Annotated in this window: 18 protein-coding genes; 5 read left to right on the top strand and 13 right to left on the bottom strand. The window is 60.3% G+C overall.

The window, feature by feature from the left end; translation table 11 throughout:
- Window positions 1-212 precede the first annotated feature (212 nt).
- The 7 genes from AC1DWZ_RS00150 to AC1DWZ_RS00120 form a co-directional block, all read right to left on the bottom strand.
- Window positions 213-998 carry an ABC transporter permease gene (locus AC1DWZ_RS00150; RefSeq protein WP_477166827.1) on the bottom strand — a complete coding sequence of 262 codons (786 nt, stop codon included), beginning with the start codon at window positions 996-998 and terminating at the stop codon, window positions 213-215.
- Complete coding sequence (locus tag AC1DWZ_RS00145; RefSeq protein ID WP_477166826.1) at window positions 995-1849, bottom strand: ABC transporter permease; 855 nt, start codon at window positions 1847-1849, stop codon at window positions 995-997. Before AC1DWZ_RS00145 ends, AC1DWZ_RS00150 begins: the two co-directional genes overlap by 4 nt.
- A 28-nt stretch (window positions 1850-1877) precedes the next feature.
- Complete coding sequence (locus tag AC1DWZ_RS00140; RefSeq protein WP_477166825.1) at window positions 1878-2984, bottom strand: ABC transporter ATP-binding protein; 1107 nt, start codon at window positions 2982-2984, stop codon at window positions 1878-1880.
- 82 nt (window positions 2985-3066) lie between these two features.
- The gene (locus AC1DWZ_RS00135) at window positions 3067-4110 is read right to left on the bottom strand and encodes an ABC transporter substrate-binding protein (protein WP_477166824.1); all 1044 of its coding nucleotides are present in this window, start codon (window positions 4108-4110) and stop codon (window positions 3067-3069) included.
- A gap of 80 nt (window positions 4111-4190) precedes the next feature.
- A complete protein-coding gene (gene araD1 / locus AC1DWZ_RS00130; RefSeq protein ID WP_477166823.1) occupies window positions 4191-5186 on the bottom strand; it encodes an AraD1 family protein in 996 nt (331 codons plus the stop codon).
- 35 nt (window positions 5187-5221) lie between these two features.
- A complete protein-coding gene (locus tag AC1DWZ_RS00125) occupies window positions 5222-6001 on the bottom strand; it encodes an SDR family NAD(P)-dependent oxidoreductase (RefSeq protein WP_477166822.1) in 780 nt (259 codons plus the stop codon).
- Between the two features lie 166 nt (window positions 6002-6167).
- Complete coding sequence (locus AC1DWZ_RS00120) at window positions 6168-7907, bottom strand: IlvD/Edd family dehydratase (RefSeq protein ID WP_477166821.1); 1740 nt, start codon at window positions 7905-7907, stop codon at window positions 6168-6170.
- 145 nt (window positions 7908-8052) lie between these two features.
- Here AC1DWZ_RS00120 and AC1DWZ_RS00115 point away from each other — a divergent pair, with 145 nt between their 5' ends.
- A complete protein-coding gene (locus AC1DWZ_RS00115) occupies window positions 8053-8865 on the top strand; it encodes an IclR family transcriptional regulator (protein ID WP_477166820.1) in 813 nt (270 codons plus the stop codon).
- On the opposite strand, the gene AC1DWZ_RS00110 is transcribed toward AC1DWZ_RS00115, so the two are convergent.
- From AC1DWZ_RS00110 to AC1DWZ_RS00090, 5 genes are read right to left on the bottom strand one after another with little or no spacing between them, the layout of a single operon-like run.
- A complete protein-coding gene (locus AC1DWZ_RS00110; protein WP_477166819.1) occupies window positions 8862-9710 on the bottom strand; it encodes an amidohydrolase family protein in 849 nt (282 codons plus the stop codon). The two genes, AC1DWZ_RS00115 and AC1DWZ_RS00110, sit on opposite strands and share 4 nt — an antisense overlap.
- A 4-nt stretch (window positions 9711-9714) precedes the next feature.
- Complete coding sequence (locus AC1DWZ_RS00105) at window positions 9715-10809, bottom strand: mandelate racemase/muconate lactonizing enzyme family protein (RefSeq protein WP_477166818.1); 1095 nt, start codon at window positions 10807-10809, stop codon at window positions 9715-9717.
- 2 nt (window positions 10810-10811) lie between these two features.
- Complete coding sequence (locus tag AC1DWZ_RS00100) at window positions 10812-11630, bottom strand: NAD-dependent epimerase/dehydratase family protein (RefSeq protein ID WP_477166817.1); 819 nt, start codon at window positions 11628-11630, stop codon at window positions 10812-10814.
- Window positions 11631-11646: 16 nt separating this feature from the next.
- On the bottom strand, window positions 11647-12558 hold the full coding sequence (gene kdgD / locus AC1DWZ_RS00095; RefSeq protein ID WP_477166816.1) for a 5-dehydro-4-deoxyglucarate dehydratase: 912 nt from the start codon (window positions 12556-12558) through the stop codon (window positions 11647-11649).
- Window positions 12559-12609: 51 nt separating this feature from the next.
- On the bottom strand, window positions 12610-13332 hold the full coding sequence (locus AC1DWZ_RS00090; protein WP_477166815.1) for a FadR/GntR family transcriptional regulator: 723 nt from the start codon (window positions 13330-13332) through the stop codon (window positions 12610-12612).
- A 324-nt stretch (window positions 13333-13656) separates the two neighbouring features.
- On the opposite strand from AC1DWZ_RS00090, the gene AC1DWZ_RS00085 reads away from it, so the two are divergent.
- The 3 genes from AC1DWZ_RS00085 to AC1DWZ_RS00075 are packed head-to-tail and all read left to right on the top strand — an operon-like array spanning window position 13657 to window position 16438.
- Complete coding sequence (locus tag AC1DWZ_RS00085; protein WP_477166814.1) at window positions 13657-14631, top strand: TRAP transporter substrate-binding protein; 975 nt, start codon at window positions 13657-13659, stop codon at window positions 14629-14631.
- A 29-nt stretch (window positions 14632-14660) separates the two neighbouring features.
- Window positions 14661-15161, top strand: a complete 501-nt coding sequence (locus AC1DWZ_RS00080) for a TRAP transporter small permease (RefSeq protein ID WP_477166813.1) — start codon at window positions 14661-14663, stop codon at window positions 15159-15161.
- Window positions 15152-16438, top strand: a complete 1287-nt coding sequence (locus AC1DWZ_RS00075) for a TRAP transporter large permease (protein ID WP_477166812.1) — start codon at window positions 15152-15154, stop codon at window positions 16436-16438. Before AC1DWZ_RS00080 ends, AC1DWZ_RS00075 begins: the two co-directional genes overlap by 10 nt.
- Before the next feature lie 17 nt (window positions 16439-16455).
- Here the strand turns inward: AC1DWZ_RS00075 and AC1DWZ_RS00070 are convergent, their stop codons facing one another.
- Window positions 16456-17565: a helix-turn-helix transcriptional regulator gene (locus AC1DWZ_RS00070; RefSeq protein ID WP_477166811.1), complete on the bottom strand. Its 1110-nt coding sequence runs from the start codon at window positions 17563-17565 to the stop codon at window positions 16456-16458.
- A 303-nt stretch (window positions 17566-17868) separates the two neighbouring features.
- On the opposite strand from AC1DWZ_RS00070, the gene AC1DWZ_RS00065 reads away from it, so the two are divergent.
- The gene (locus tag AC1DWZ_RS00065; RefSeq protein ID WP_477166810.1) at window positions 17869-24462 is read left to right on the top strand and encodes a calcium-binding protein; all 6594 of its coding nucleotides are present in this window, start codon (window positions 17869-17871) and stop codon (window positions 24460-24462) included.
- Window positions 24463-24503 lie beyond the last annotated feature (41 nt).

The following is a 24503-nucleotide window of genomic DNA, read 5'->3' as shown; positions in this document are numbered from 1 at the left end:
TCTCCTTGAACTTGGGCTAGGTGATAGGAATGGGCCCTGCCGGCATTAGTTCCTGGCACGGCCGCGCCCAAATCTCCGTCAAAGTGCCGGGCGCAGTAACAGGCGCATTAACTTGTCTTTACAAGTGCGGCCCGAGGCCGGATCAGCGGGCATCTCGACGCCAACTTCTCACGCATATCGCAGCCACCTTATTCTACAATGTAGAATAAACGTCACATTTCCTTGGGCATGAGATAGCGGGCGGCAAGCAGGCACATGATCGTGGTGAGGCCCAGGATCAACGCCACCAGCGCATTGATGTCCGGCGTGAAGCCAAGGCGCATCATGGCCCAGAGGCGGGTCGGCAAGGTATTGTCAGTGCCGGTCACCAGCAGCGTGATCATGGTCTCATCAAACGAGAGCGCAAAGGCCAGGATCGCAGCACCGATCATGGCGCTGGTGAGATTGGGCAGCAGCACATAGCGGAAAGTCTGGAATCCGCTGGCGCCGAGATCGTAGGACGCCTCGACCAGGCTTCGGCTCAAGGATTGGAGCCGCACCAGCAAGGTGCGATAGACCAATGCCAGGACAAAGACGGTATGGCCGATGATCACCGTCACCAGCGACCGGTCGAAATCGATCTCGCGGAAATAGATGAGCAAGGCGAGGCCGGTGATGATCGGCGGCATCAGGAACGGCAGGAAGATGATGAACTGCAGCAAGGCCCGGTCCTTGGACTTGCCGCTGCTGACATAGAGTGCGCTTGCCATGCCGAGGATGAGCGAACAGAGGACAGCCGAGACGCCGACCACCATGGTATTGCGCAACGCCACCAGGATACCTTCGTTCGATGCCAAGGTGACATAGGCACCCGCGGTCGGCTGCTGCCAATCCACGACGCCCTGCTTCAGCGTAAAGAAGGAGGATGCGATGGGAACACAGATCGGCCCGTAGAGCAGGATGAAGACCAGCAGGGTGAAACCTGCCAGGAACCAATTGCCGCGCGAATCCCGGGTCATTTGCCAGCACTCCGGTCACGGCCGAAGACGGTGCCCACGGCAATGGCAGCGATCACCACGGCAGCCAGGATCACCGACAGAGCGGCGCCGAACGGCCAGTTGAAGGCTGTCCCGAACTGACTGTAGATGATCCGCCCGAAGGTGAAGCCGCTTTGCCCGCCGACCATCTGCGGTGTCAGGAAGTCGCCGATCGCCAGCACGAAAGTGAAGGTGAGCGCGGTGATCGTACCGGGCAGACTCAATGGCAGGATGACGCGCATAAAGGTTTGCCCGGCACTGGCACCAAGATCCGCCGAGGCGTCCATCAATGAGCGCGGGATGCGTTCCAGTGACAGGAAGATCGGCAGCACGGCGAAGGGAATGAGCAGCACCGTCAATGTCAGCAACACGGCATTGAGGTTGAAGACGAAGATGGTCAGCGGCTCGTCGATCACGCCCAGCCACAGCAGCGCCCGGTTGAGCGCGCCATTGCCCCCCAAGATGCTGCGGATCGCATAGATCTTGATGACATAGCTCATCAGCAGCGGGACCAGCATCAACATCAAGAGGATGTAACGCTTGCGCCCGCGCAGGCTGGCCAGAAAATAGGCAACGGGATAGCCAGCGAATACAGTGAGGAAGGCCACCTCGAGACAGAGGATGCAGGTCTGCCACAGGACCGGCAGGAAGACCGGGTCGGTGAAGAAGCGCTGATAATTGCGCAAGGTGAGCGCATAGGACATCTGGCCCTGCTCGGTCCAGAACAGGCTGTAGGCAAGGAAGGCCACCAGCGGCAGCAGGATGAAAGCGACCGGATAGACGAAGACGCCGATCGCTGCCAGCCAATTGCGGCCTTGTCCCGGCGCTTTCATTGCCGCCTCTGTCGTGGGGCCGTTCATCTCACACCAGCACCAGTCGGCATTCCGCGGCGCGCCAATAGAGATTGCTGATCATGCCGGCACTGAGTGCCACGCCTTCGACGCGGCTGGGCAGGCGCAGGCGCAAGGTGACAGGCTCGCTGGCGCTGACATTGATGTTGGCCAGCGTATGGGCGCCAGCAAAGCTCAAGGATTTGACGATGCCATGAGCGGAATTCTCCACTGGCGTGCCAGTCGGCGTTGGCGACAGCGCTTCCGGCCGGAAGGTCGCAAAGGCGCGGGTGCCATCCGGTGCCGCGGCGAGTTCAGGCTGGCCGTCGATAGCACAGGCGAGGCGGCCGATTGGCGTGTCGATCCACCGCAGATCGCCGGCGACCTCCTGCAGGCGGCCCTCCACCAGGTTATTGTCGCCGAAGAAACGGGCCACGAACTCGCTGGCCGGCCGATAATAGACTTCGTGGGCGGTGCCCAATTGCTGGATGCGGCCGGCATTCATGACACAGATGCGATCGGCCATCGCGATTGCCTCTTCCTGGTCATGGGTCACGAACAGGAAGGTCGTCTTGATCTCGCGCTGGATGTCCTTGAGGAACAGCTGCATATGGCGGCGCAATTCGACGTCGAGAGCGGCGAGCGGTTCGTCGAGCAGAATGAGACGCGGACGGCAGATGATGGCGCGTGCCAGGGCCACGCGCTGACGCTGGCCACCCGACAATTGCGCCGGATAGCGGCCGGCAAAATCACCCAACTGCACCAGATCGAGCGCCTGCCCGACCCGGGCCAGGATCTCGGCATTCCTGGCACCACGGACTTTGAGGCCATAGCCGACATTGGCCGCGACAGTCATGTGCGGAAACAGGGCATAGTCCTGGAACACGGTGTTGAACGGCCGCTTGTTGATCGGCAATGGGCTGATATCGGTGCCGTCGAGCAGGATCTGCCCGGTCGTTGGGCTTTCAAAACCGCCAATCATCCGCAGGATCGTGGTTTTGCCGGAACCCGACGGTCCCAGGATGGTGATGAATTCACCGTCACGCACGGCAAGATCGATCCGCTGCAACACGTTGGTGTTGCCGAAATCCTTCGAGACTGCCTTCAATTCCAGCAACAGCCGATCGGTGCTCATCATACCCCGGATATTTCGCAGAACTTAAAATAAGCTCGGCTGGCGACCCACCCCCATGGATCGCCAGCCGACCGTAGGACCGCTGCTACTGGGCGGCTTTGATCTCGTTCCAAAGGTCGGAACGCTTGGTCGGGTCTTCGACCGATTCCAGGTAGATCAACTTGTCATTGGCGCCGGCATTGGGTGACGGAGCCACCGTGTTGCCGAAACCGGTACGCTGCGACAATTGCTCGCCGATCTGCTTCTGCAGGACGAAATCGATCCACTGCTCGGCCAGATCCTTGTCTTCGACACCGCTGGTGAGCGCCCAGGTATCAAGCCAGGCAAGCGCACCTTCGCTCGGATTGACGTAAGCGATATGGGCGCCGGCATCCTGCATCGCCTTGACCTGCTGCTGGCCGTAATTGGCCCAGATCAACGCCACGTCATTGCTCTGATAGATCTGCAGTGCCTCATCGGCGGTGCTGTAGAAGCTCAGCACATTGCCTTTGAGAGCAATGAGCTTCTTCTTGATCTCGTCTAGCTGCGCGGCGTCGAGATGGAACGGGTCCTTGATGCCGAGGGTGAGTGCCGTGAACGAGAAATTGTGTTCGCCATTGTCATAGGCCAGCACCTTGCCCTTATATTTCGGGTCCCACAGGATGTCCATGGAGGTCGGCGCCGGGCTTACCTTGTCGGTGTCGTAGATGAGGCCGATGGAATCGAAGCAGAACGGAATGGCATGCACCTTGCCGTCGCGCATGACACCCTTGACCTTGGTAAGGTCGGCAAAAATCGGCAGCTGGCCCTTCTGGTTCGGCACCTTGTCGAGGTCGATCGGCGTGGTGAGACCCGCGTCGATGTAGCGCTGCAGCTGTGCGGTGTTGACGGCGAAGAGATCAAAATCCTTGCCTTCCGAACCCTTGATCTTGGCCCAGATTTCATCGTCCGTGCCAATGAAGACGACGCTGACATCAGCACCGGTCTTCTTCTCGAATTCCTTCACCCAATCGTCGTCGGCATAGCCCTGCCAGGCGAGGATGCGCAATTCCTTGGCATCGGCAGCCTGCGCGCCCATCAGGCCGGTACCGATCAGGGCACAGAGACCGGCCATCACCGGCAGTCCGCGCTTTACCAGATTCCCAAACATATTGAACCTCCTTGTTGATTGTTCGTCATCATCGTTCAGTCGTGATGTCTTGAACTCTCGCCGCACGCAGTATCGCGGCGTCACAGCACCTTCACGGTCACCAGACCTTCGTCCGGCACCGCCACCATCTTGTTGCAGAGCGTCTTGCCGAAGACCTCGGCCTCGATCTCGAACACGTCACCCACTTCCGTCTTGATCTTCGAAGCATAGCTCATGACCGCGGCACCGAAGAAATAGGCATGAAGGTCGCCCGGCCGCCGGAACATGGAATAGCGGAAATGATAATGCTCGAGATTGGCGATCGAATGCGACATGTTCTTTTCGCCTGACAGGAAATCCTCTTCCCACAGGATCTTGTCACCGCGGCGGATGCGCGACTTGCCGCGCACATCCTGCGGCAACTCGCCCAGCAGGATTTCCGGTCCGATCGAACAGGCGCGCAATTTGGAATGCTGGGTGTAGAGATAATTCTGCGCCTCGGTGAGATGATCCGAGAATTCGTTGCCGAGCGCATAACCGATGCGGAAGGGCTGACCATCCGGCCCGACGATATAGAGCCCGACAATTTCAGCTTCCTCGGCGCCGGCAAGCGCAAAGGCCGGCAGGGGCAGCGGATCGCCCGGCGCCAGAACACAGGTGCCGACACCCTTATAGAACCATTCCGGCTGGATGCCGATCTTGCCGGCGCCGGGCTTGCCACCCTCCAGCCCCATGCGAAAGATCTTCATGGAATCGGATTCAGGTGCGCCGTCGCCATGGGTGCTGATATGCATCTGGTTGCGCGCCGATGCCGAGCCGATGTGGGTGAGGCCCGTACCCGTGATGAAGAAGCGCGCCGGTTCCGGATGTTCGACCGGTGCCATCACCTGGCCCTTGGCCAGCAGGTTGGCATAATCGACCGTCTTATCGGTGGCCAATTCCTTGACCAAGGCTTCCAACCCGGTCTTGCGGGCGATAGCAAGATTGGCGAGCTCGAACACGCTCGATACCTGGCCGATTTCGCGGGCATGGTCGCCATCGGGCTGCACCCAGCCGACATGCCGCGCACCAGCATTGAAATATTGAATGAGACGCATTTGATGACCCCGTTGCGTAAGGCGATGCGCTGGACTCAGACCCAGCCGCCATCGACGATGAAATTCTGCGACGAACACATGCGGCTGTCGTCAGCCGCCAAGAACAGGACCATGCGCGCGATGTCGGCCGGAAAGAGCTTGTCCTTGAGGCATTGCCGCTCGTCGATCTGCTTCTCGCCGGCCTCATCCAGCCACAATTTGACCTGGCGTTCAGTCATGACCCAACCCGGCAGCACGCAATTGACGCGGATGCGTTCCGGGCCGAACTCCCGCGCCAGCGCCCGCGTCATGCCGGTGATGGCAGCCTTCGAGGTCACGTAGCCGGGACAGTCGCCATCCCCCACCAGCCAGGTAATCGAGCCGAAATTGATGATTGAGCCGCCACCGGCATCACGCATCATCGGTCGCACGGATTGGGCCGCGAAGAATTGATGCCGTACGTTCACAGCCATCCGCTCGTCCCAATAATCCGGTGTCACGTCTTCGCTGCGATGACGATCATCATTGCCGGCATTGTTGACCAGCACGCGGATAGGGCCATGCTTGGCGGCCGCGGTGGCGATGGCCGCGCGCAGGGCCTCGATGTTCCTGAGATCAACCTGGATGAAGTCCGGCGCCGCATGACCGCTGGCGGCGATCCTGGCACAGAGAGCGCGCGAGGGCGCTTCCGCGATATCCACGAAGGTGACCTTGGCCCCCTGCTGGCAGAGATGCGTCACGATGCTTTCACCGATGCCGCTGCCACCGCCGGTAACGAACACCACCTTGCCCTTGAGACTGTGGAACGTGGCGGGTTGGTCGATAAGTCCGGTCATTGTAGCGCCCCAATGTCGTGTTTCATTCAAAGCCCCCTCACCCCAACCCCTCTCCCCGCAAGCGGGGCGAGGGGCTTAGAGCCGAGCTCGCTCGAAACTCCCTCTCCCCACGATAGTGGAGAGAGGGTCGGGGTGAGGGGTTTCTGGATTGGATCATTACCCGCCCCTAATGCGATTGACGGGGCACATCGGCACCGCGCTTGCCGACCAGAAAATCGAAATCGCAGCCGCGGTCGGCCTGCAGCACATGATCGACGAAGAGCTTGGCGTAGCCGCCACCGGCAGCGGCGCTGGCCGGCACCGGTGGGGTCCACGCGGCTTTGCGCTGTGCCAACTCGGCATCCGACACATCCAAATGCAGGCGGCGGCCAGCGACATCGAGCTCGATCATGTCGCCGTCGCGGACCAGGGCGAGCGGGCCGCCAAGGGCCGCTTCCGGTGCCGTGTGCAGGACCACCGTGCCATAGGCCGTGCCGCTCATGCGCGCGTCCGAGATGCGCACCATGTCGGAGACGCCTTTTTTGAGGAGCTTGGCCGGCAGCGGCATGTTGCCAACCTCCGCCATGCCCGGATAGCCGCGGGGTCCGCAATTCTTCAGCACCATGACGCAACTCTCGTCGATGTCGAGTGCCGGATCGTCGATGCGGACGTGATAATCCTCGATGGTTTCGAACACCACGGCACGGCCGCGATGTTGCATGAGCGCCGGCGTCGCCGCCGACGGCTTGATCACCGCGCCATTGGGAGCGAGATTGCCGCGCAGGACCGCAATGCCACCTTCCGGCGTCAGCGGCTTGTCCATGTCACGGATGACCTCGCTATTGTAGTTGGGCGCATCCTTGATCGCCTCGCCGATCGTGCCGCCGGCCACGGTGAGCGCATCGAGATGCAGCATGCCGGCATCGCCCAAGGCGCGCATGACGGCTTTGAGGCCGCCGGCGTAATAGAATTCCTCCATCAGGAAGCGGCCGGAGGGCATCAGATCGACAATGGTGGGGACACCGCGGCCGAACTTGTCCCAATCGTCGATACCAAGATCGACGCCGAGACGCCCGGCAACCGCAATGAGATGAATGACGGCGTTGGTGGAGCCGCCAATGGCGCCATTGACGCGAATGGCATTCTCGAAGGCAGCCCTCGTAAGGATCTGCGACATCGGTACATCCTCCTTGACCAGGTCGACGATGCGCCGGCCGGCAAGATGCGCCAGCACGTTGCGCCGTGCGTCGACCGCCGGAATGGCGGCGTTGTCGGGCAGACCGATGCCGAGCGCTTCCACCATGCTGGCCATGGTCGAGGCCGTGCCCATGGTCATGCAGGAGCCGGCCGAGCGGCTCTGCCCCTGCTCGGCCGCGAGGAAATCCTCGATCGAAATGCGGCCGGCCTTCACATCCTCGAACACTTTCCAGACATGGGTGCCCGAGCCCACAGCGGCACCCCTGAAATTGCCATTGAGCATCGGCCCGCCGGAGACGGCGATGGTGGGGAGATCGCAGCTGGCGGCCCCCATGAGCAGCGCCGGCGTGGTCTTGTCGCAGCCGACCAGCAGGATGACGCCATCCATCGGATTGCCACGGATCGATTCCTCGACATCCATGGAAGCAAGGTTGCGGAACATCATCGCGGTCGGGCGCAGATTGGATTCGCCCAGCGACATCACGGGAAATTCCAGCGGCAGGCCGCCCGCTTCATAGACGCCGCGCTTCACATGCTCCGCGAGCGTGCGCAGATGGGCGTTGCAGGGGGTGAGTTCGGAGAAGGTGTTGCAGATGCCGATGACCGGGCGCCCGTCGAACACGTCGGCAGGCAATCCCTCATTCTTCATCCAGGAACGATGCATGAAGGCATTCTTGCCCTGCCCGCCGAACCATTCGGCCGAACGCAGTTTACGCGGCCACTTGGCCATCCCTGTCTCCAGTCTCTTGCGGATGCCGGCCCTCTCGATCGGGGCTTGCGATCCATTTTCTTGTTTGGTATTACAAAACTATGTTTTGCATTGCCGTGACTGTACGACTGAGCCGCGGGTGAAGTCAATAAAGGGAAGTGTCGCGATGTCGGATGAACGCTATCGGGTGCAAAGTCTTGGCCGCGCACTCGATCTTCTGGAACTGCTGGCGAAGTCCGGTCGCGACGGTGGCCGCTTGACCGATCTGGCGCTCGGTCTCGGCCTCTCCAAGGCGGCGACCTATGCCATCCTGCAGACCTTTCTCTCGCGCGGTTTCATTTCTGCGATCGGCGAGGGGCCGACCAAGCGCTATCGGCTCGGCATGTCGCTGGCACGCCTCGGCGACCAGGCGATCTCGAACATCGCCTTGGCCGACATCGCCATGCCGGTCCTGCGTGAGCTGACGCGTGAAGTGGGATTGACCAGCCGGGTGGCCGTGCTCGACGAAGGCTATGCGGTGGTGATCGGCCGCGCCGATGCGCCGGGTGCCATCCGCTTCGACGCAGCGCTCGGCCGGCGCGAACTGCCGCACAGTTCCGCCGTCGGCAAATCCCTGCTGGCTGCCATGCCGCGTGCGCAAAGCAATGCCATCCTGCAACAGATCGGCCTGCCGCAGCGGACACCGCACACGCTACTGACCCTCTCTGCCGTCAACGAAGATCTCGACCGCACCATCGCGCGCGGCTATGCCATTGATGACGAGGAGGATACCGAAGGTGTGGTATGCATCGGCACCTGCGTGTTCGACCGCACCGGCCTTGCCATCGGCGCCATCAGCGTCACGCGCCTCAAGCAGCAATCGACCGAGCAGCATCAGGAACAGCTGGCGGAAACGCTGATCCGCCATGCCAATCAGCTCTCGCGCCATCTGGGCGGTTTGGATGGTGTGGATGCCTGGGCGCTCAGGCGGGTCGCTTAGAAGCCGTAAAGTCCGGCCGGATTGTCGACCAGGATGCGCTGGCGCACGGCTTCGTCCGGCGCCCAATCCAAGAGCCGGTCGAGGAGATGCGCGTCATCCGGATAGCCGATCTTTTCGGCCAGAGCATGAGGCCAGTTGCTGCCCCAGATGATGCGCTCGGGTGCTGCCTTGACGAGCACGCGCATCAACCGCCCCACATCCTCGAACGCCGTGCCGCCTTCCTTGGAGAATTCGTAGGCGCCGGAGATCTTGACCCAGCAGCGCCCGGTTTCGACCAGCCGCAACAGGGTCTTGAAGGCTGGGCTGTCGACGGCGACCGGCTCCATGAAGCGGCCACAATGGTCGATCACATAATCGACCGGCAGGCGCCGCAATTGCGCCTCATGCTCAGGCAAGGTGCAGCCATCGAGTTGTACGATGGCGCTCCAGCCGAAGGGCTGCACGCGCGCTGCCATCTCGTCCATATGTTCCCAGGTGAGCGTCCCGCCGAAGAGATTCATGAAGCGGATGCCGACGGCGCCCGCTTTCGTGAGACTGTCCAGTTCCGCGTCGGCAATGCCGGGCTTCACCACGACGACACCGCGCGCGATGTCGCCCAGCGCCTTGACGCCCGCCATGGTCAACCGGTTGTCGTCGCCATAGGCGTTGGGCTGCACGACGACCGCGCGCGCGATGCCGAGCCATTTCATCACCTGGCGGTAATCGGCCACGGCCGCGTCGGGCGGGTTGAGCGTGTTCGGCAGCGCCGGATATTTCCGGTCATAGAAATGCATATGCGTGTCGCAGGTGCCGGCTGGCGCCTTTAGCTGCGGCGGCGCGCCGGTCAAAGTTCGCACCAGACTCATGCTCTCAATCCATCACGGTGAAATGTTGCAAGGCGTAAGGATCGGGTTCGAAACCGAGCCCAGGTGCATCCGGGATGGCGACCATGCCGTTCCGTGGACTCGGACTCTCTAGCCCGACCCAGCTCTTGGGCTGGATGAAGAGATGCTCCAGCATGCCGAGCTCCGGCAGGAAAGCCGCCAATTGCAGGCTCGCCCACCAGCCAGGTCCTGAGTAAGGACAATGCGGCATGAGGGTCTTGCCGGCCACCTTGGTGGCTTCGGCAACCTTGATGAATTCCAAAATGCCGCCGATCTTCGTGACGCTCGGCTGCACGAAGGTCACGGCGGGGACAATCTGTTTGAACTGGAAGGCCGTGCAGGCATTCTCGCCGGTGGCCAACGCCACGCCGAACTTCTTCTCCAGCGCCGCCAGGGTCTCGAAATCCTCCGGCGGGAAGATCGGTTCTTCGACCCAATAGAGGTTGAGGGCCTTCATGCGCGGCAGCAGATCTTCGGCCTGCGCCAGGCTCCAATTGCAATTGACGTCGGTGGTGAGACGCAGGCCGTCACCACCGGCTGCGCGCGCCGCGGCGATCACGTCATAGGCGATCTCATGAAGCTTCACATCGGTGAAGCCCTGGCTCATGGCAGCGTCAATGACGGGTGCCATGGGGGCTACTTCGCCGTAGCGCACGAGACTGGCATAGGCTGGAACCGAGTCTCGCTTTCGGCCGCCAAGGAGGCGTGCCAGCGACACACCTGCGCGTTTTCCGGCGATGTCCCACAGCGCCATCTCGATGCCGGACCAGGCAAAAATGGTGATGCCGTAGCGGCCCTGGATGTGCAATTGCCGCTGCATTTCCCGGCTCAATGCTGCGATATCGCTGCAATCCTGGCCGATGAGGCGTGGGCTGTACATGTCACGGACCGCGGCCCGCGTGGCGGTGCCGCAGGCATAGGCGAAGCTTTCGCCCCAACCAATGAGGCCGTCATCCGTCTCGACACGAATGAGCAGCGTATCGCGCTGGGTCCAGCCGCGCGGCTTGGTCCGCGGCCCGGCATAATAATCGTCGAACGGGATATCGAGGAGGATAGTGTCGATGCGGGCGATTTTGCTCATGATCAATCACGCTGCTTCAGTCGGTCGAAATCACCCGCGAAGTCCTGCGAGCAGAACGGCCCGCCCTGGAAATAATCACCGACCGGGTCCGGCACCTTGGCCGCCTGCCCGTCGAGGGCCGCCTGCAAGTGAGCTTCCGACTCACCGCTGGGCTTATAACCATAGCGATAGGCCGTGGCATTGTCCCACCAGCCGCGCACATTGTCGGAGATGCCGTAGAAGATTTCATAATTGAGATCGGGATGCTCGAGGCCGATCTGGATCAGCTGCACAAGATCCTCGGGCTTCAGCCAGATCGACAGGTGACGCAGATCGAGCGGCGCTTCGTTGATATTGCCGATCCGCAGGCACAGCACCCGGAGGCCGAATTTGTGGGCATAAAGCGCTGCCAGCCCTTCGCCAAAGGTCTTGCTGACACCATAGAGCGTGTCAGGCAAGGCGGTGACATTGGTGTCGACGCGCTGATCCCGCGGGTAGAAGCCGATCACATGGTTGCTGGAGGCAAAGACCACGCGCTTGACACCCTGGCGCCTGGCCGCTTCGAACAGATTGTAGGTGCCGACGATGTTTGCGTTCAGGATCGTGTCCCACGGCCCTTCGACCGAAAAGGCACCGAAATGGATAACGGCATCCATGCCAGCAACCACTCGCTCGACGGCGGCAAGATCGGACAGATCGGCCGCCACGAACTCCTCATCGGGCCGCAAATCAGCCGGCGCCTGCAAGTCGGAAAGACGCAGCTGCGGATAATGAGGCGGCAGCAATTTCCGCAGGCGAGTTCCAACGCCACCACTGGCACCGGTCAGCAGAACGCTTGTCATCACCATCATCCCCGAACTATTGTGGCCCCAATTTGTCGATCAGCAGCTTCAAGGCCGCGCGCTCTTCGGCATTGCAATCGACCAAGGGCGTGCGGACCGGGCCGGCGGAACGGCCGACCAGATCAGCCCCCGCCTTGACGATGCTGACGGCATATCCAGCGCGCTTATTGCGGATCGCGGCATAGGGCATGAAAAACGTGTCGAGCAGGCGGTTGAAGGTTGCGGCATCATCATCCCTGACGGCACGGTAGAATTCCATCGCCATCTTCGGCACAAAATTGAATACCGCCGAAGAATAGACCGGGACGCCCATCGCCTTATAAGGGGCGGCGAAGAATTCCGCCGTCGGCAGGCCACCGAGATAGGCAAAGCGCTCGCCCATGCGGCGCCGCACGGAGACCATGAGTTCCAGATCGCCGATCCCGTCCTTGAAGCCGATGAGGTTCGGGCACTGCGCCGCAAGCTTTTCCAGCGCATCGGGGCCAAGGCGGCAGACGTTACGATTGTAGACGATGACACCGATCTTCACCGCAGCGCAGATCGCCGCCACATGGCGCGAGATTCCTTCAGAATCGGCTTCCACCAGATAGTGCGGCAGCACCAGGAGGCCAGCGGCCCCCGCCGCTTCCGCAGCCTTGGCATAGGCGATGGCCTGGCGCGTGCCGAAACCCACACCGGCGATGATCGGCACCTGCCCCTTGCAGGTCTCGACCGCAGTACGAATGACGGTTGGATATTCATCTGGTGCCAGAGAGAACAGCTCGCCCGTCCCGCCCGCTGCGAACAAGGCGGTGGCACCATAGGGCATCAGCCATTCCAACCGCGCCCGGTAACCCTTGGGATCAAATTCGCCGGCGGCATCGAAATCGGTCACTGGAAAAGATAACAGGCCGGTACCGAGAACGGATTTCAACTCTTCTGGACGCATCGCTCTTCCTTCACCCGATAAGCGTTTGATGATGTCGCCGGGACATGAAACTCAATGGCCGTCATTCTCGGCCATGGCGAGGCGCAGGCGCTCGCGCGAATTGCTGAGATGGAGCCGCATGGCGGATCGCGCCGCCTCGGTATCCTGGCGGTGGATCGCGTGGTAGATGTCTTCATGCTCGCGGTTGACGCGGCGCAGATATTCAGTGCGGTCGGGCGCAAAGTAGCGAAAAGTCTGCAATCGCGCCCGCGGGATCAGCAGCGAGCCCAGATAGCTGAAGAGATGCGTGAAATGCGGATTGCCGGTCGCCTCGGCAATCGTGCGGTGGAAGTCGAAGTCCGGCGACACGGCATCTTCCGATTTGTCGATGGCAAGAGCCATCCGGTCGAGGGCTTCGCGCATGGCGACCAGATGTTCCTCGTTCCGCCGCAGGGCCGCCAAGGCGGCCGCATCGGATTCGAGCGCGATGCGCAGCTCGAGGACCGAGATCACATCCTTGATGAGATTGAGGCTGGTGCCTTCGATGCGGAAGGATGGCGATGCCCCCGACTGTAGGACAAAGGCGCCGACGCCCTGCTGCGAGGTGACGAGGCCTGCAGCCTTCAGGCTGGAGATCGCCTCGCGCACCACCGTGCGGCTGACGGAGAACTCTTCGATGAGGTCCTGCTCCGTCGGCAGCCGGTCGCCCGGCTTCAACTGACCGCTATGGATTCGTTCGGTCAGCGCCTTGACCACCTGCGAGGTCAGTGTTTCGCGCTGAGGCAAGGCCGCCACGGTGATTCCTTCCAGAATGAGAGGCTCAGACGCCCCTTTCCTATCATCGTTCATGATGTATGACAACTAAGGTATATGTTGCGTCGCAATAGGAGAAAGAACATCGAAAGAACATGCGTGCGTGACAATCACGCCCCCTTGTCCTATTGGCCATCATTCTACTGATATATATCGATTATATAGATAATAATCTTATCAACAAACAGCCAATTGATCCTACTATAGACCTGTTATATGATCATCATACAAGTAAGGGAAACATAACCCCGCTGATAACTGAGCGGCGATCAACGAAATCGCCCGCCGACTAGGAGGAGACCCGTAATGACCAAGCTTGCACCGATTCTGACTGGCGTCGCCATGGCCCTGGCACTGACCAGCGCGTCCTTCGCCAAGGAATTCCGTTCTTCCGACGTGCATCCCGACGACTATCCGACCGTCATGGCGGTCAAGAAAATGGGGGAGATCATCGCCGAGCGCACCGGCGGCAAGGACACAATCAAGGTGTTCGGCCAGAGTGCCCTTGGCTCGGAGAAGGACACGGTCGAGCAGGTGAAGCTCGGCGCCCTCGACATGGTCCGCGTCAACGTGGCGGCCTTCAACAACATCGTCCCGGAAACCATCGTCCCGGCCCTGCCCTTCCTGTTCAAGTCGAAGGAGCATATGAGGAAGACGCTGGATGGTCCGGTCGGCGAGGAGATTCTGGCCGCCCTTGAGCCCCAGGGCTTTGTCGGCCTGGCCTTCTATGACAGCGGCTCACGTTCCTTTTACACGACCGAAAAGCCCATCAAGACGACCGCCGACATGAAAGGCCTGAAGCTGCGCGTGCAGCAATCCGACCTCTGGGTCATGCTGATCGAATTGCTGGGCGGCAATCCGACACCGCTCCCCTATGCCGAAGTCTATACCGCGCTGAAGACCGGCGTCGTCGATGGGGCAGAGAACAATTGGCCGTCCTATGAATCCTCGCATCACTACGAGGTCGCCAAATATTACAGCCTGACCGAGCATTCCATGTCGCCAGAGATTCTGGTCTTCTCCAAGGCCGTGTGGGACACGTTGCCCAAGGAAGAGCAAGATATCATCCGCCAGGCGGCCAAGGAATCGGTACCCTATATGCGCCAATTGTGGGATGCGCGTGAGGAGCAGTCGCGCAAGACCGTCGAAGCTGCCGGCGCCATTATCACCAGTGACGTCGACCGTCAGGCCTTTGCCGATGCAGCCAAGCCGATCTACGATAAATTTGCCGCCGATCCCAAGCTGCAGGATCTGATCAAGAAGATCCAGGCGACGGAATAGGCTCACTACTCGCAGACCGGGAAACATAGATGTTGCGCTGGCTCACACCTTTCAACGCCTGGGTTTCCCGGCTCTGCATGTATATCGCGGTCGCCGGCCTGTTTGGCATTGTCGTCGTCGTTGCCTGGCAGGTCTTCGGCCGCTACGTACTCAACAACACGCCCACCTGGGCGGAGAGCATCGCCCTCGTTCTAGTGCTCTATGTCACCCTGCTCGGTGCCGCCGTCGGTGTCCGCGACGCGCGGCATATCGGCTTAGATTCGCTCATCATCTTCCTGGTGCCCGAACGGCATCGCATCTGGTTCGAGCTGACCTGCCATCTGCTGGTGGGCCTGTTCGGCGGTCTCATGATGTGGAATGGCACCGTCCTTGCCAAATCGGTCATGCCCTACAAGATTCCCATCCTGGGCATTTCCGAAGGCATCAATCATATCCCGCTGGTCATCTCCGGCGTGCTCATCATGCTGTTTTCGCTGGAGCACATCCTGGCGCTGATCCAAGACAAGAAAGTCATCCCGTCTTGGCACTGATCATCCTGTGCGTGAGCTTCCTGATCCTGCTGCTGATCGGTGTGCCGGTGGCCTTTGCCATCGGCCTCTCCGCAGTCGCCACCATCTTTTATGAAGGGCTGCCGCTTGCCGTCGTGTTCCAGCGCATGAGTGCTGGCATGAACATCTTTTCGTTCCTCGCCATCCCGTTCTTCATCTTTGCCGGCGAACTGATGCTCTATAGCGGCGTTGCCGAGCGCATCGTCACCTTCGCCCGCAATCTGGTAGGGCATATCCGCGGCGGCCTCGGCATGTCCAACGTCGTGGCATGCACCCTCTTCGGCGGCGTTTCCGGCTCGCCGGTGGCCGATGTGTCTGCCATGGGGTCGGTGATGATCCCGATGATGAAGCGCGAAGGCTATGACGCCGACTATGCGGTCAACGTCACGACCCATGCGTCGCTGGTCGGCGCACTGATGCCCACCAGCCATAACATGATCATCTATGCGCTGGCCGCCGGCGGCAAAGTCTCGATCGCGGCCCTCATCCTCGCCGGCTTGGTACCGGCAGCCCTGCTCACCGCCTGCATGCTGGTCGCGGCCTATCTGGTCGCTATCAAGCGTGGCTATCCCGCCGGCATCTTTCCGGGCTGGAGCCCCGTTATGCGCTCCTTCGCCGCCGCCATGCCGGGTCTCTTCGTCATCGTCATCATCATCGTCGGCATCCTGTCGGGCGCCTTTACCGCAACTGAATCGGCTGCTGTCGCGGTCATCTATTCAATTCTGCTGGGCCTTTTCTTCTATCGCTCGCTCAAGGTCGAACATCTGCTGAAGGCGGCGGCCAAGGCGGTGAAGACCACCGGCATCGTGCTGCTGCTCATCGGCATTTCCAACACCTTCGGCTATCTCATCAGCCTCTATGACGTAGCCCAGCTGACCGCCGATGCTCTCTCACACATCTCGACTTCGCCTTGGGTCATCTTCTTCCTGGTCAACGTCATCCTGTTCCTGCTCGGCACCTTCCTAGACATGGCGGCAACCATCCTCATCTGCACGCCGATCTTCCTGCCGATCTGCATGCAGTTCGGCATGGGACCGGTGCAGTTCGGCATGCTGATGCTGATCAATTGCGCCCTCGGCCTCAACACGCCACCGGTCGGCACGACACAATTCGTCGGCTGCGCCATTGGCGGCGTCTCCGTGGCGCATGTCATGCGCACCATCCTGCCCTTCTATGGGGCGCTGGTGGCGGCCCTGTTCCTGGTCACCTATGTGCCGAGCTTCTCGCTGGCCCTGCCCAATTTCCTGCTAGGGCATTGATCGCTCGGGGGGCGAGCCTAGATCCTGGCCCCGAGCATGAGCCGGACCAGCTCCGCCTGGCTGTGCGTATCCGTCTTGTGGAAGATATTCTTGAGATGCACGCGCGCATTGCCGGGAGAGATCTCGAGGTCAAGTGCCGCAGCCGCGATGCTCATGCCGCCGGCCAGCCGGCTCACGATCGTCGCCTCGCGGGGAGTAAGGCCAAAAGCAGCGGCGACCGCGGTCACCTGCCGGTCCACCTGATGATCAGGATCGCGGATATAGACGGCGACACAGCCGGCAGCAGCATGCATATACCGCTGGCTCCGCGTACCACCGTCAATCGGCAAAGCACGCACGGCCAGCGGCCGTTTGCCTGACGGCCGGGGCAGCAGGCAAGGCTCGCCAGTTGCCGATCCCACACAGACGCGCAATCTCTTGGTGTCGCTCTCCCGCGCCGCGACGGGACCGGCAGGCGTCCAATCCAACCCGTCCTTGGCCCGCAAGATGCGCTCGCCAACGGCGTTGGCATGAAAGGGCCGCCGTTGTGGATCCAGCAGGAGAATGCCGATATCCGCTCCCTCCAACGCAACTTCGATCGACGCGCTGCGCGTTTCCAGGAGCGAGAGATGACGCTTCAATTGCAGCACGGTGGTGAGGGCCGGCAAGGCACTCTGCAGATGAACGAGATCGCCTGATTTGAATTCATCTGCCTGCTCCGGCCGGCAGAATGTAATGAAAGATCCTTCGCAGGGTCGCGCGATGATCGCGTGATGGCCGCCCATGGGGCGCACGATATCGGCATAAAGCTCCGTCCGGCGAAAGACGTCATCCGGCAGGAGCGCCTGCTGCGGCAGTGCCCGTCCCGTGGTGAGGCCGCTGGCAAAATTCATGGTGCCCATACCTGTCGCCGAGACGATGGGCAGGAACTCCTCGGCAAGGCGCGCGGTCCAGGACAGGACAGACCCTGGCGCTTGGGCAAGGTTGATGCCGGTATTCTCACCGGCATTTCCTGGAACATGCCCGCGGGCAAGCGCGATGACATGATGTGCCCCGCACATTTCGGCCAGGGCATGCAACCCTGACTGCCAAGCCTCGGCATCGAGGACACCAGCATAGAGCAGCGCCGTCACATCATCGCGATCCATCGAAGAGTCTCCCCGATCTCGGCGCCGCTGTCTTTTGACCCTCCCATATGGGAGGCGACAGGACGCTCGACTTTACAGAACTTCAGAGCCGGCCGCCAAGACAGGCGCGAATCCAGGATGCACGCATTGATTCTACGGGACGAATTCAACCAGCACGCCAGGACAAGCCTACCTGCGGGCCTGCACCGGCGCTGTGACCCACTTCACTGCACGATCCGCATGAAGGGGCGCCTATAGAGCGCCACGAGAGTCGGACCAGCGAAATCACGGGCAGAGAAATGCCCCTATCAGGAGACGACCGAGATGACCGCAATCACTGGAACCGCCGGAAACGACATTCTGGCAGGCGCCGATTCCGATGACATTCTCAACGGCCTCACGGGTGCCGACAAACTCAGCGGCGGCAAAGGCAGCGACCTCTATCTCGTCGACAATTCAGGTGACGTTGTCGTCGAAGCGGCCAATCAGGGGAATGATCGCATTTTTGCGACGGTCTCCGTTCCCGTCCTGGCGGTCAATGTCGAAACTCTGGCGCTGCTCGGTGGCGGCAATATCAACGGCACCGGCAATACGCTCGACAATGTCGTTGCCGGCAATCTCGGCGACAACATTCTTGATGGTGGCACTGGCAATGACACGATATTCGGCTTCGACGGCAATGACACACTTATCGGTGGGGCCGGTGACGATGGTTTGAGTGGCGGTACCGGCAACGACCAGATGAAAGGTGGCCTCGGCAACGATATCTACCTCGTGGAGGATGCCGGGGACACCGTGGTTGAGTTGGCCAATCAGGGTACCGACAGCATCATCACCGCCTTCAGCTTCGACCTCGCCACCAATGGACTCAATGTCGAGAATTTGCAGCTGGACGGCAGTGCGAATCTGACCGGCACCGGCAACGACCTCAACAACATCATCTTTGGCAATGTCGGCAGCAATACTTTGTCCGGCGGTAAGGGCAACGACCAGCTGCTCGGCCAAACTGGCGCAGACACTCTGTCCGGCGGTGGAGGCAACGACCTGCTGGACGGCGGGACCGACGCCGACAAAATGAGCGGCGGTCTCGGCAACGACACCTATGAAGTTGACAATGCCGGGGACGTGGTTACTGAACTGTCAAACGAGGGGATCGATACCGTCCGCAGCAAATTGGACTTCAGCCTGTTGGCGAAGGGCGCCAATGTTGAGAACCTGACCCTGCTGGGTACCGGAGACTTGGCTGGCACCGGCAACGATCTCAACAATGTGATCACCGGCACCAGTGGCAGGAACGAGCTGGACGGCGGCAAGGGCAACGACACCCTGATCGGTGGTAAGGACGACGATACCTATATCGTCGACAGCATCGCTGACAAGATCACCGAGGCCACCAATGAAGGCTTCGACACGGTCAAGTCCACCGCCACCTTTACACTGGCTGCCAACCTGGAAGCCCTGGAACTCACCGGAACCGCGGATATCAACGGCATTGGCAACACTCTTGAGAATTTCCTGACCGGCAACAGCGGCAAGAATGTCCTGAGCGGTGGTGCAGCGCTCGATGTGCTCAAGGGGGAGGATGGTGACGATACGCTGAACGGTGATGCCGGCGATGACGTGATCGAGGGCGGCAACGGGAATGATTTGCTCTTCGGCGGCGAGGGCAATGACCAGCTTGAAGGTGGTGCCGGGAATGACGTCATCGAGGGTGGCAATGGCAATGACGCCCTCAATGGCGGCGCTGGCAATGACAAGATGATCGGTGGTGCCGGCGACGATGAGTTCAATTCAAATAGTGGCGGCGGCGTTTATACGATGATCGGAGGGCTAGGGAACGATTTCTATCGCGTCGACAGCTTGACCAACATCGTTACCGAGCTGGCGGGCCAAGGTACGGATCTTATCGAATCTAGCGTGACATTCAGCCTGGCCGGTATCCTCAACGTCGAGAATTTGGATCTGACAGGTAATGGCGACATCGATGCCACCGGCAACGATCTCAACAACGTGATCAACGGCAACGACGCGAAAAACATCGTGTCGGGTGGCAAAGGAAACGACCAACTGTTCGGCTTTGACGGGACTGACACGTTGCTGGGCGGCGACGGCAACGACCTTCTGAATGGCGGGATCGATGCCGACAAGATGACCGGTGGCCTCGGCAACGATATCTATGAGGTGGACAATGCCGGGGATGTGGTCACCGAACTGCTCAACGAAGGCATCGACACTGTCCGCACCAAGCTCTCCTTCAACCTCCTCACCAACGGCACCAATGTCGAGAATCTAACCTTCCTTGGCACAGACGACGTCGATGGTACCGGCAACGACCTCAACAACATCATCACGGGCACTGACGGCATCAACCAGCTCGCCGGCGGCAAAGGCAATGACACGCTGTCGGGCGGCCTGGGCAAAGATATTTTGGATGGTGGCATCGGCAACGACACGCTGATCGGTGGCAAGGGCGATGACACCTATATCGTCGACAGCACAACTGACAAGATCACCGAGGCCGCCGATGAAGGGTTCGATATTGTCGAGACCGGGTTTACCTTCACGCTCGGCGCCAATCTCGACGCCCTGGTACTGACCGGGATTGCCGATATCAACGGCACCGGCAACGCCCTTGAGAATGTCATGGTCGGCAACAGCGGTAAGAATGTGCTGAGCGGTGGCGACCGCACCGATCGGCTCGAGGGTGACGATGGCGACGACACGCTGAACGGTGACGGCGGCAACGACCGACTTGAGGGCGGCAACGGGAACGACCTGCTCTTCGGTGGCGAGGGCAATGACCAGCTGGAAGGTGGCGATGGGAATGACGTCGTCGAGGGTGGCAATGGCGATGACGCGCTCAATGGCGGCGACGGCAATGACAAGATGACCGGCGGTGCCGGCGGCGACGAATTCAATTCAAATAATGGCGGCGGTATCGATACGATGATCGGGGGGCTTGGGAACGACGTATATCACGTCGACAGCTTGACCGACATCATCACCGAGCTGGCCGGCCAGGGTACGGACACCATCGAATCCAGCGTGACGTTCAGTCTGGCCGGTTTTGCGAACATCGAAAATCTGACCCTGGCAAACGTTGCCAATATCGACGCCACCGGCAATGATCTCAACAATGTGATCATCGCGAACGAAGGAAAAAACACGCTGTCCGGCGGCAAGGGAAACGATCAGCTATTCGGCGATGACGGGACCGATACGCTGCTGGGCGGCGACGGCAACGATCTGCTGGACGGTCAATTCGATGCCGACAAGATGACAGGCGGCCTTGGCAACGACATCTATGAGATAGACGATCCTGGTGACGTGGTCACCGAACTTCTCGGCGAAGGCATCGACACGGTCCGGACCAGACTCTCCTTCAGTCTCCTGACGAACGGCGCCAATGTCGAAAACCTCACTCTCCTCAACACCGGCGATCTCAATGGCACCGGCAACGATCTCGACAATGTGATCACTGGCAACGATGGCATCAACCAGCTTGCCGGCGGCAAAGGCAATGACACGCTGAATGGTGGTCTCGGCAATGACAGTCTGGACGGCGGTACCGGCAACGACACTTTGATCGGCGGCCAGGGTAATGATACCTATTTTGTCGACAGCCTCACCGACAAAGTCACCGAGGCAGCGAACGAAGGCACCAACGACACCGTCGTCACCACGCTGACCACATTCACGCTGGGGGCGAATGTGGAGAATCTGATCTTCAACACCGGCACTAATTTTACGACCGGTATCGGTAATGCCCTAAACAACGACATTAGCGGCGCGGACGGAAACGACGTCCTCAGTGGCGGTATCGGCGATGACAAGATCGAAGGATTTGCCGGCGCAAACACTCTGAATGGGGATGCTGGCAACGATGCTCTACTCGGCGGCGACGATCGCGATATCCTGAACGGCGGCAGCGGAAATGACAACCTGTTTGGTGGCAACGACAATGACGTTCTGAACGGCGGGGCCGGCAACGATTTCCTATTCGGGGACGCGGGCGACAATACTCTCAACGGCGATGCCGGCGACGACAACCTGTTCGGCAACAGCGATGACGATATTCTCAACGGCGGCGACGGCAACGATCTGCTGGATGGCGCGGGTGGCACCGACGCGCTCAGCGGCGGCGCAGGTAACGACTTGTACTTCGTCCGTGACGCCAACGACACCGTATTTGAGCTGGCCAACCAAGGCATCGATAAAGTGGTGAGCAACGTCAGCTTTGATCTTTCCACCCAGGGCGCCAATATTGAAGACCTGGACGTGAGCTCCAACGCCAATGGCACCGGCAACGATCTCAATAATGTGATCACTGGTGGTAGCAACTTCAACACTCTGTCCGGCGGCAAGGGCAATGATCAACTGTTTGGCAATGGTGGCGCCGATGTTCTGATCGGCGGCGACGGCAATGATGTGCTGACCGGCGGCACCGAGGCTGACAAGATGACCGGCGGCCTCGGCAACGATACCTATGAGGTGGACAATGCCGGAGACACGGTCATCGAACTGGCGGGCGAAGGCACAGATATCGTCCGCAGCACGGTGAACTTCAATCTATCGACGAAAGGCGCCAACGTCGAAAACCTGATTCTGCTGGGTACCGGCGATTTGAATGGCACCGGCAATGATCTGGATAACGTCGTCACAGGGACCGACGGTGCCAATGAGCTGGACGGCGGTATCGGCAACGACATCCTGGTCGGCGGCAAGGGCGATGACACTTATTTCGTGGACAGCCTGACCGACAAGGTCACGGAGCTGGTTGGCGAGGGCGTCGCCGATATCGTTATCACCACGCTCTCGACAATCACGCTCGGTGCCAATGTCGAGAATTTGACCTTTGATGCCACTGTCATCAATGCGACCGGGATCGGCAATACCCTCGAGAATCGCATGAAGGGCGCTGGTGGAAATGACGTCCTCAGCGGCGGGGCCGCCAATGATTTCCTGGAAGGTCTTGCCGGTGCCGATATTCTCAACGGCGATGCTGGCAATGATACTCTCGACGGCGGCGACGACAACGATATCCTGAATGGTGGCGTCGGCAATGACACCATGTTCGGTAAGGCTGGCACGGACACGCTGAACGGGGGCGCCGGCAACGATTTCCTCCTCGGCGACGCCGGCAACGACATTCTGAACGGTGGTGACGGCGACGATCAGTTGGAGGGTGCAGTTGGCGCCGACGCACTCAGCGGCGGTCTCGGCAACGACTCCTATTTTGTCGAAGATGCCGGTGACACAGTCGTGGAGTTGGCCAATCAAGGCATCGATCGCGTGACCTCAAATATCAATTTTGATCTCTCCGTCAAAGGTGCAAATGTTGAAGAGTTGCTTCTGGGTAATAACAGTGCCGTCATCGGTATCGGCAACGACCTCAACAACGTGATCCAGGGCAATGGTGTCAATAACGCTCTGTCGGGCGGCAAGGGCAATGACCAGCTGTTTGGCAATGGCGGCAACGATGTTCTGGTCGGCGACGACGGCAACGACGTGATCAACGGCGGCACCGAGGGCGACAAGATGACCGGCGGCCTCGGCAACGACACTTATGAGGTGGACAATAGCGGGGACACAGTCATCGAACTGGTGGGCGAAGGCATTGACACCATCCGCAGCACGGTGACCTTCGACCTCCTGGCCGACGGTGCCAATGTTGAGAACCTTATCCTTACCGGCAGCGATCTCGACGGCGTCGGCAACGATCTGAACAATGTCATCACCAGCGATCTTGGCGCCAATGAACTTTCTGGCGGCAAGGGCAACGACACGCTGGATGGTGGATCAGGGAACGACACGCTGGACGGCGGTATTGGCAATGACATTCTGATCGGTGGCAAGGGTGATGACACCTATTTTGTCGACAGTGTCGCCGACAAGATCACCGAGAAGGTGGGTGAAGGCACAGCCGATGCCGTTGTCACCACGCTTTCGACATTCACCTTGGGTGCGGAACTGGAGGTTCTGTCCTTCGATGCCGCCGTCATCGGTGCGATCGCGACGGGCAATGCCCTCAACAACGAGATCATTGGCACAAATGGCAATGACAAGCTGGATGGTGCCGCCGGCAACGACGCGCTCAGCGGCTCCCTGGGCGACGATATCCTGATCGGTGGCACCGGTGACGACGAGTTGGAAGGCGGCGCCGGAAACGACAATCTGGACGGCGGCACCGGTAACGACGTCTTGGATGCTGGCACCGGCAACGATACTCTGATCGGGGGGACCGGCGACGATCTATTGGATGGCGGCAGCGGCGTCGATGTGATGACTGGCGGATCGGGCAACGACACCTTTATCGTGAGCGATGCTGGCGATGCGGTGTTGGAGCTGGTCAATCAGGGGATCGACAGGATCATCGCACAGGTCAGTTTCGATCTCTCGATCAGCGGCGTCAACGTCGAGAACCTGGAACTGCGCGGCGCCGGTAATCTGGTCGGCACGGGTAACGACCTCGACAATATACTCATCGGGAATGCCGGTCTCAGCATTCTCTCCGGCGGCAAGGGTGCCGACACGCTGCTGGGCAATGACGATGGTGATTTTCTGTCCGGCGGCGACGGCAATGACGTCCTTGATGGCGGGCTCGGCCCGGATTCCCTCACCGGCGGTGCCGGTGACGACCTGTTCCTCTATCGCCTCGATAATCCCGCCGACCTCGCCAATCTCGGCGGTGACACCATCAACGATTTCGAAAGCGGCAAGGACAAAATAGATCTCGTTGACCTGTTTTTCGATTTTGGCGTCGATACGACCAACCCCTTCGATGACGGCTTCCTCCAACTACAAGTGATCGGTACCGATACGCTGATCAAGTTCGACAGCAGTGGCGGCGCCAACAGCTTCGTCACACTGGCTACCGTCAGCGATGTCGCTGTGACCGCCGCCGATCTGATTTTCTGACGGTATTGGATAGCCGGCACCGGCCGGATAACGCCGCTCAA

This window comes from Dongia sp. P2_B8, from assembly GCF_056404715.1.
Note: the sequence above shows the minus strand (reverse complement) of the source record. Positions and strands in the feature narration are given on the sequence as shown.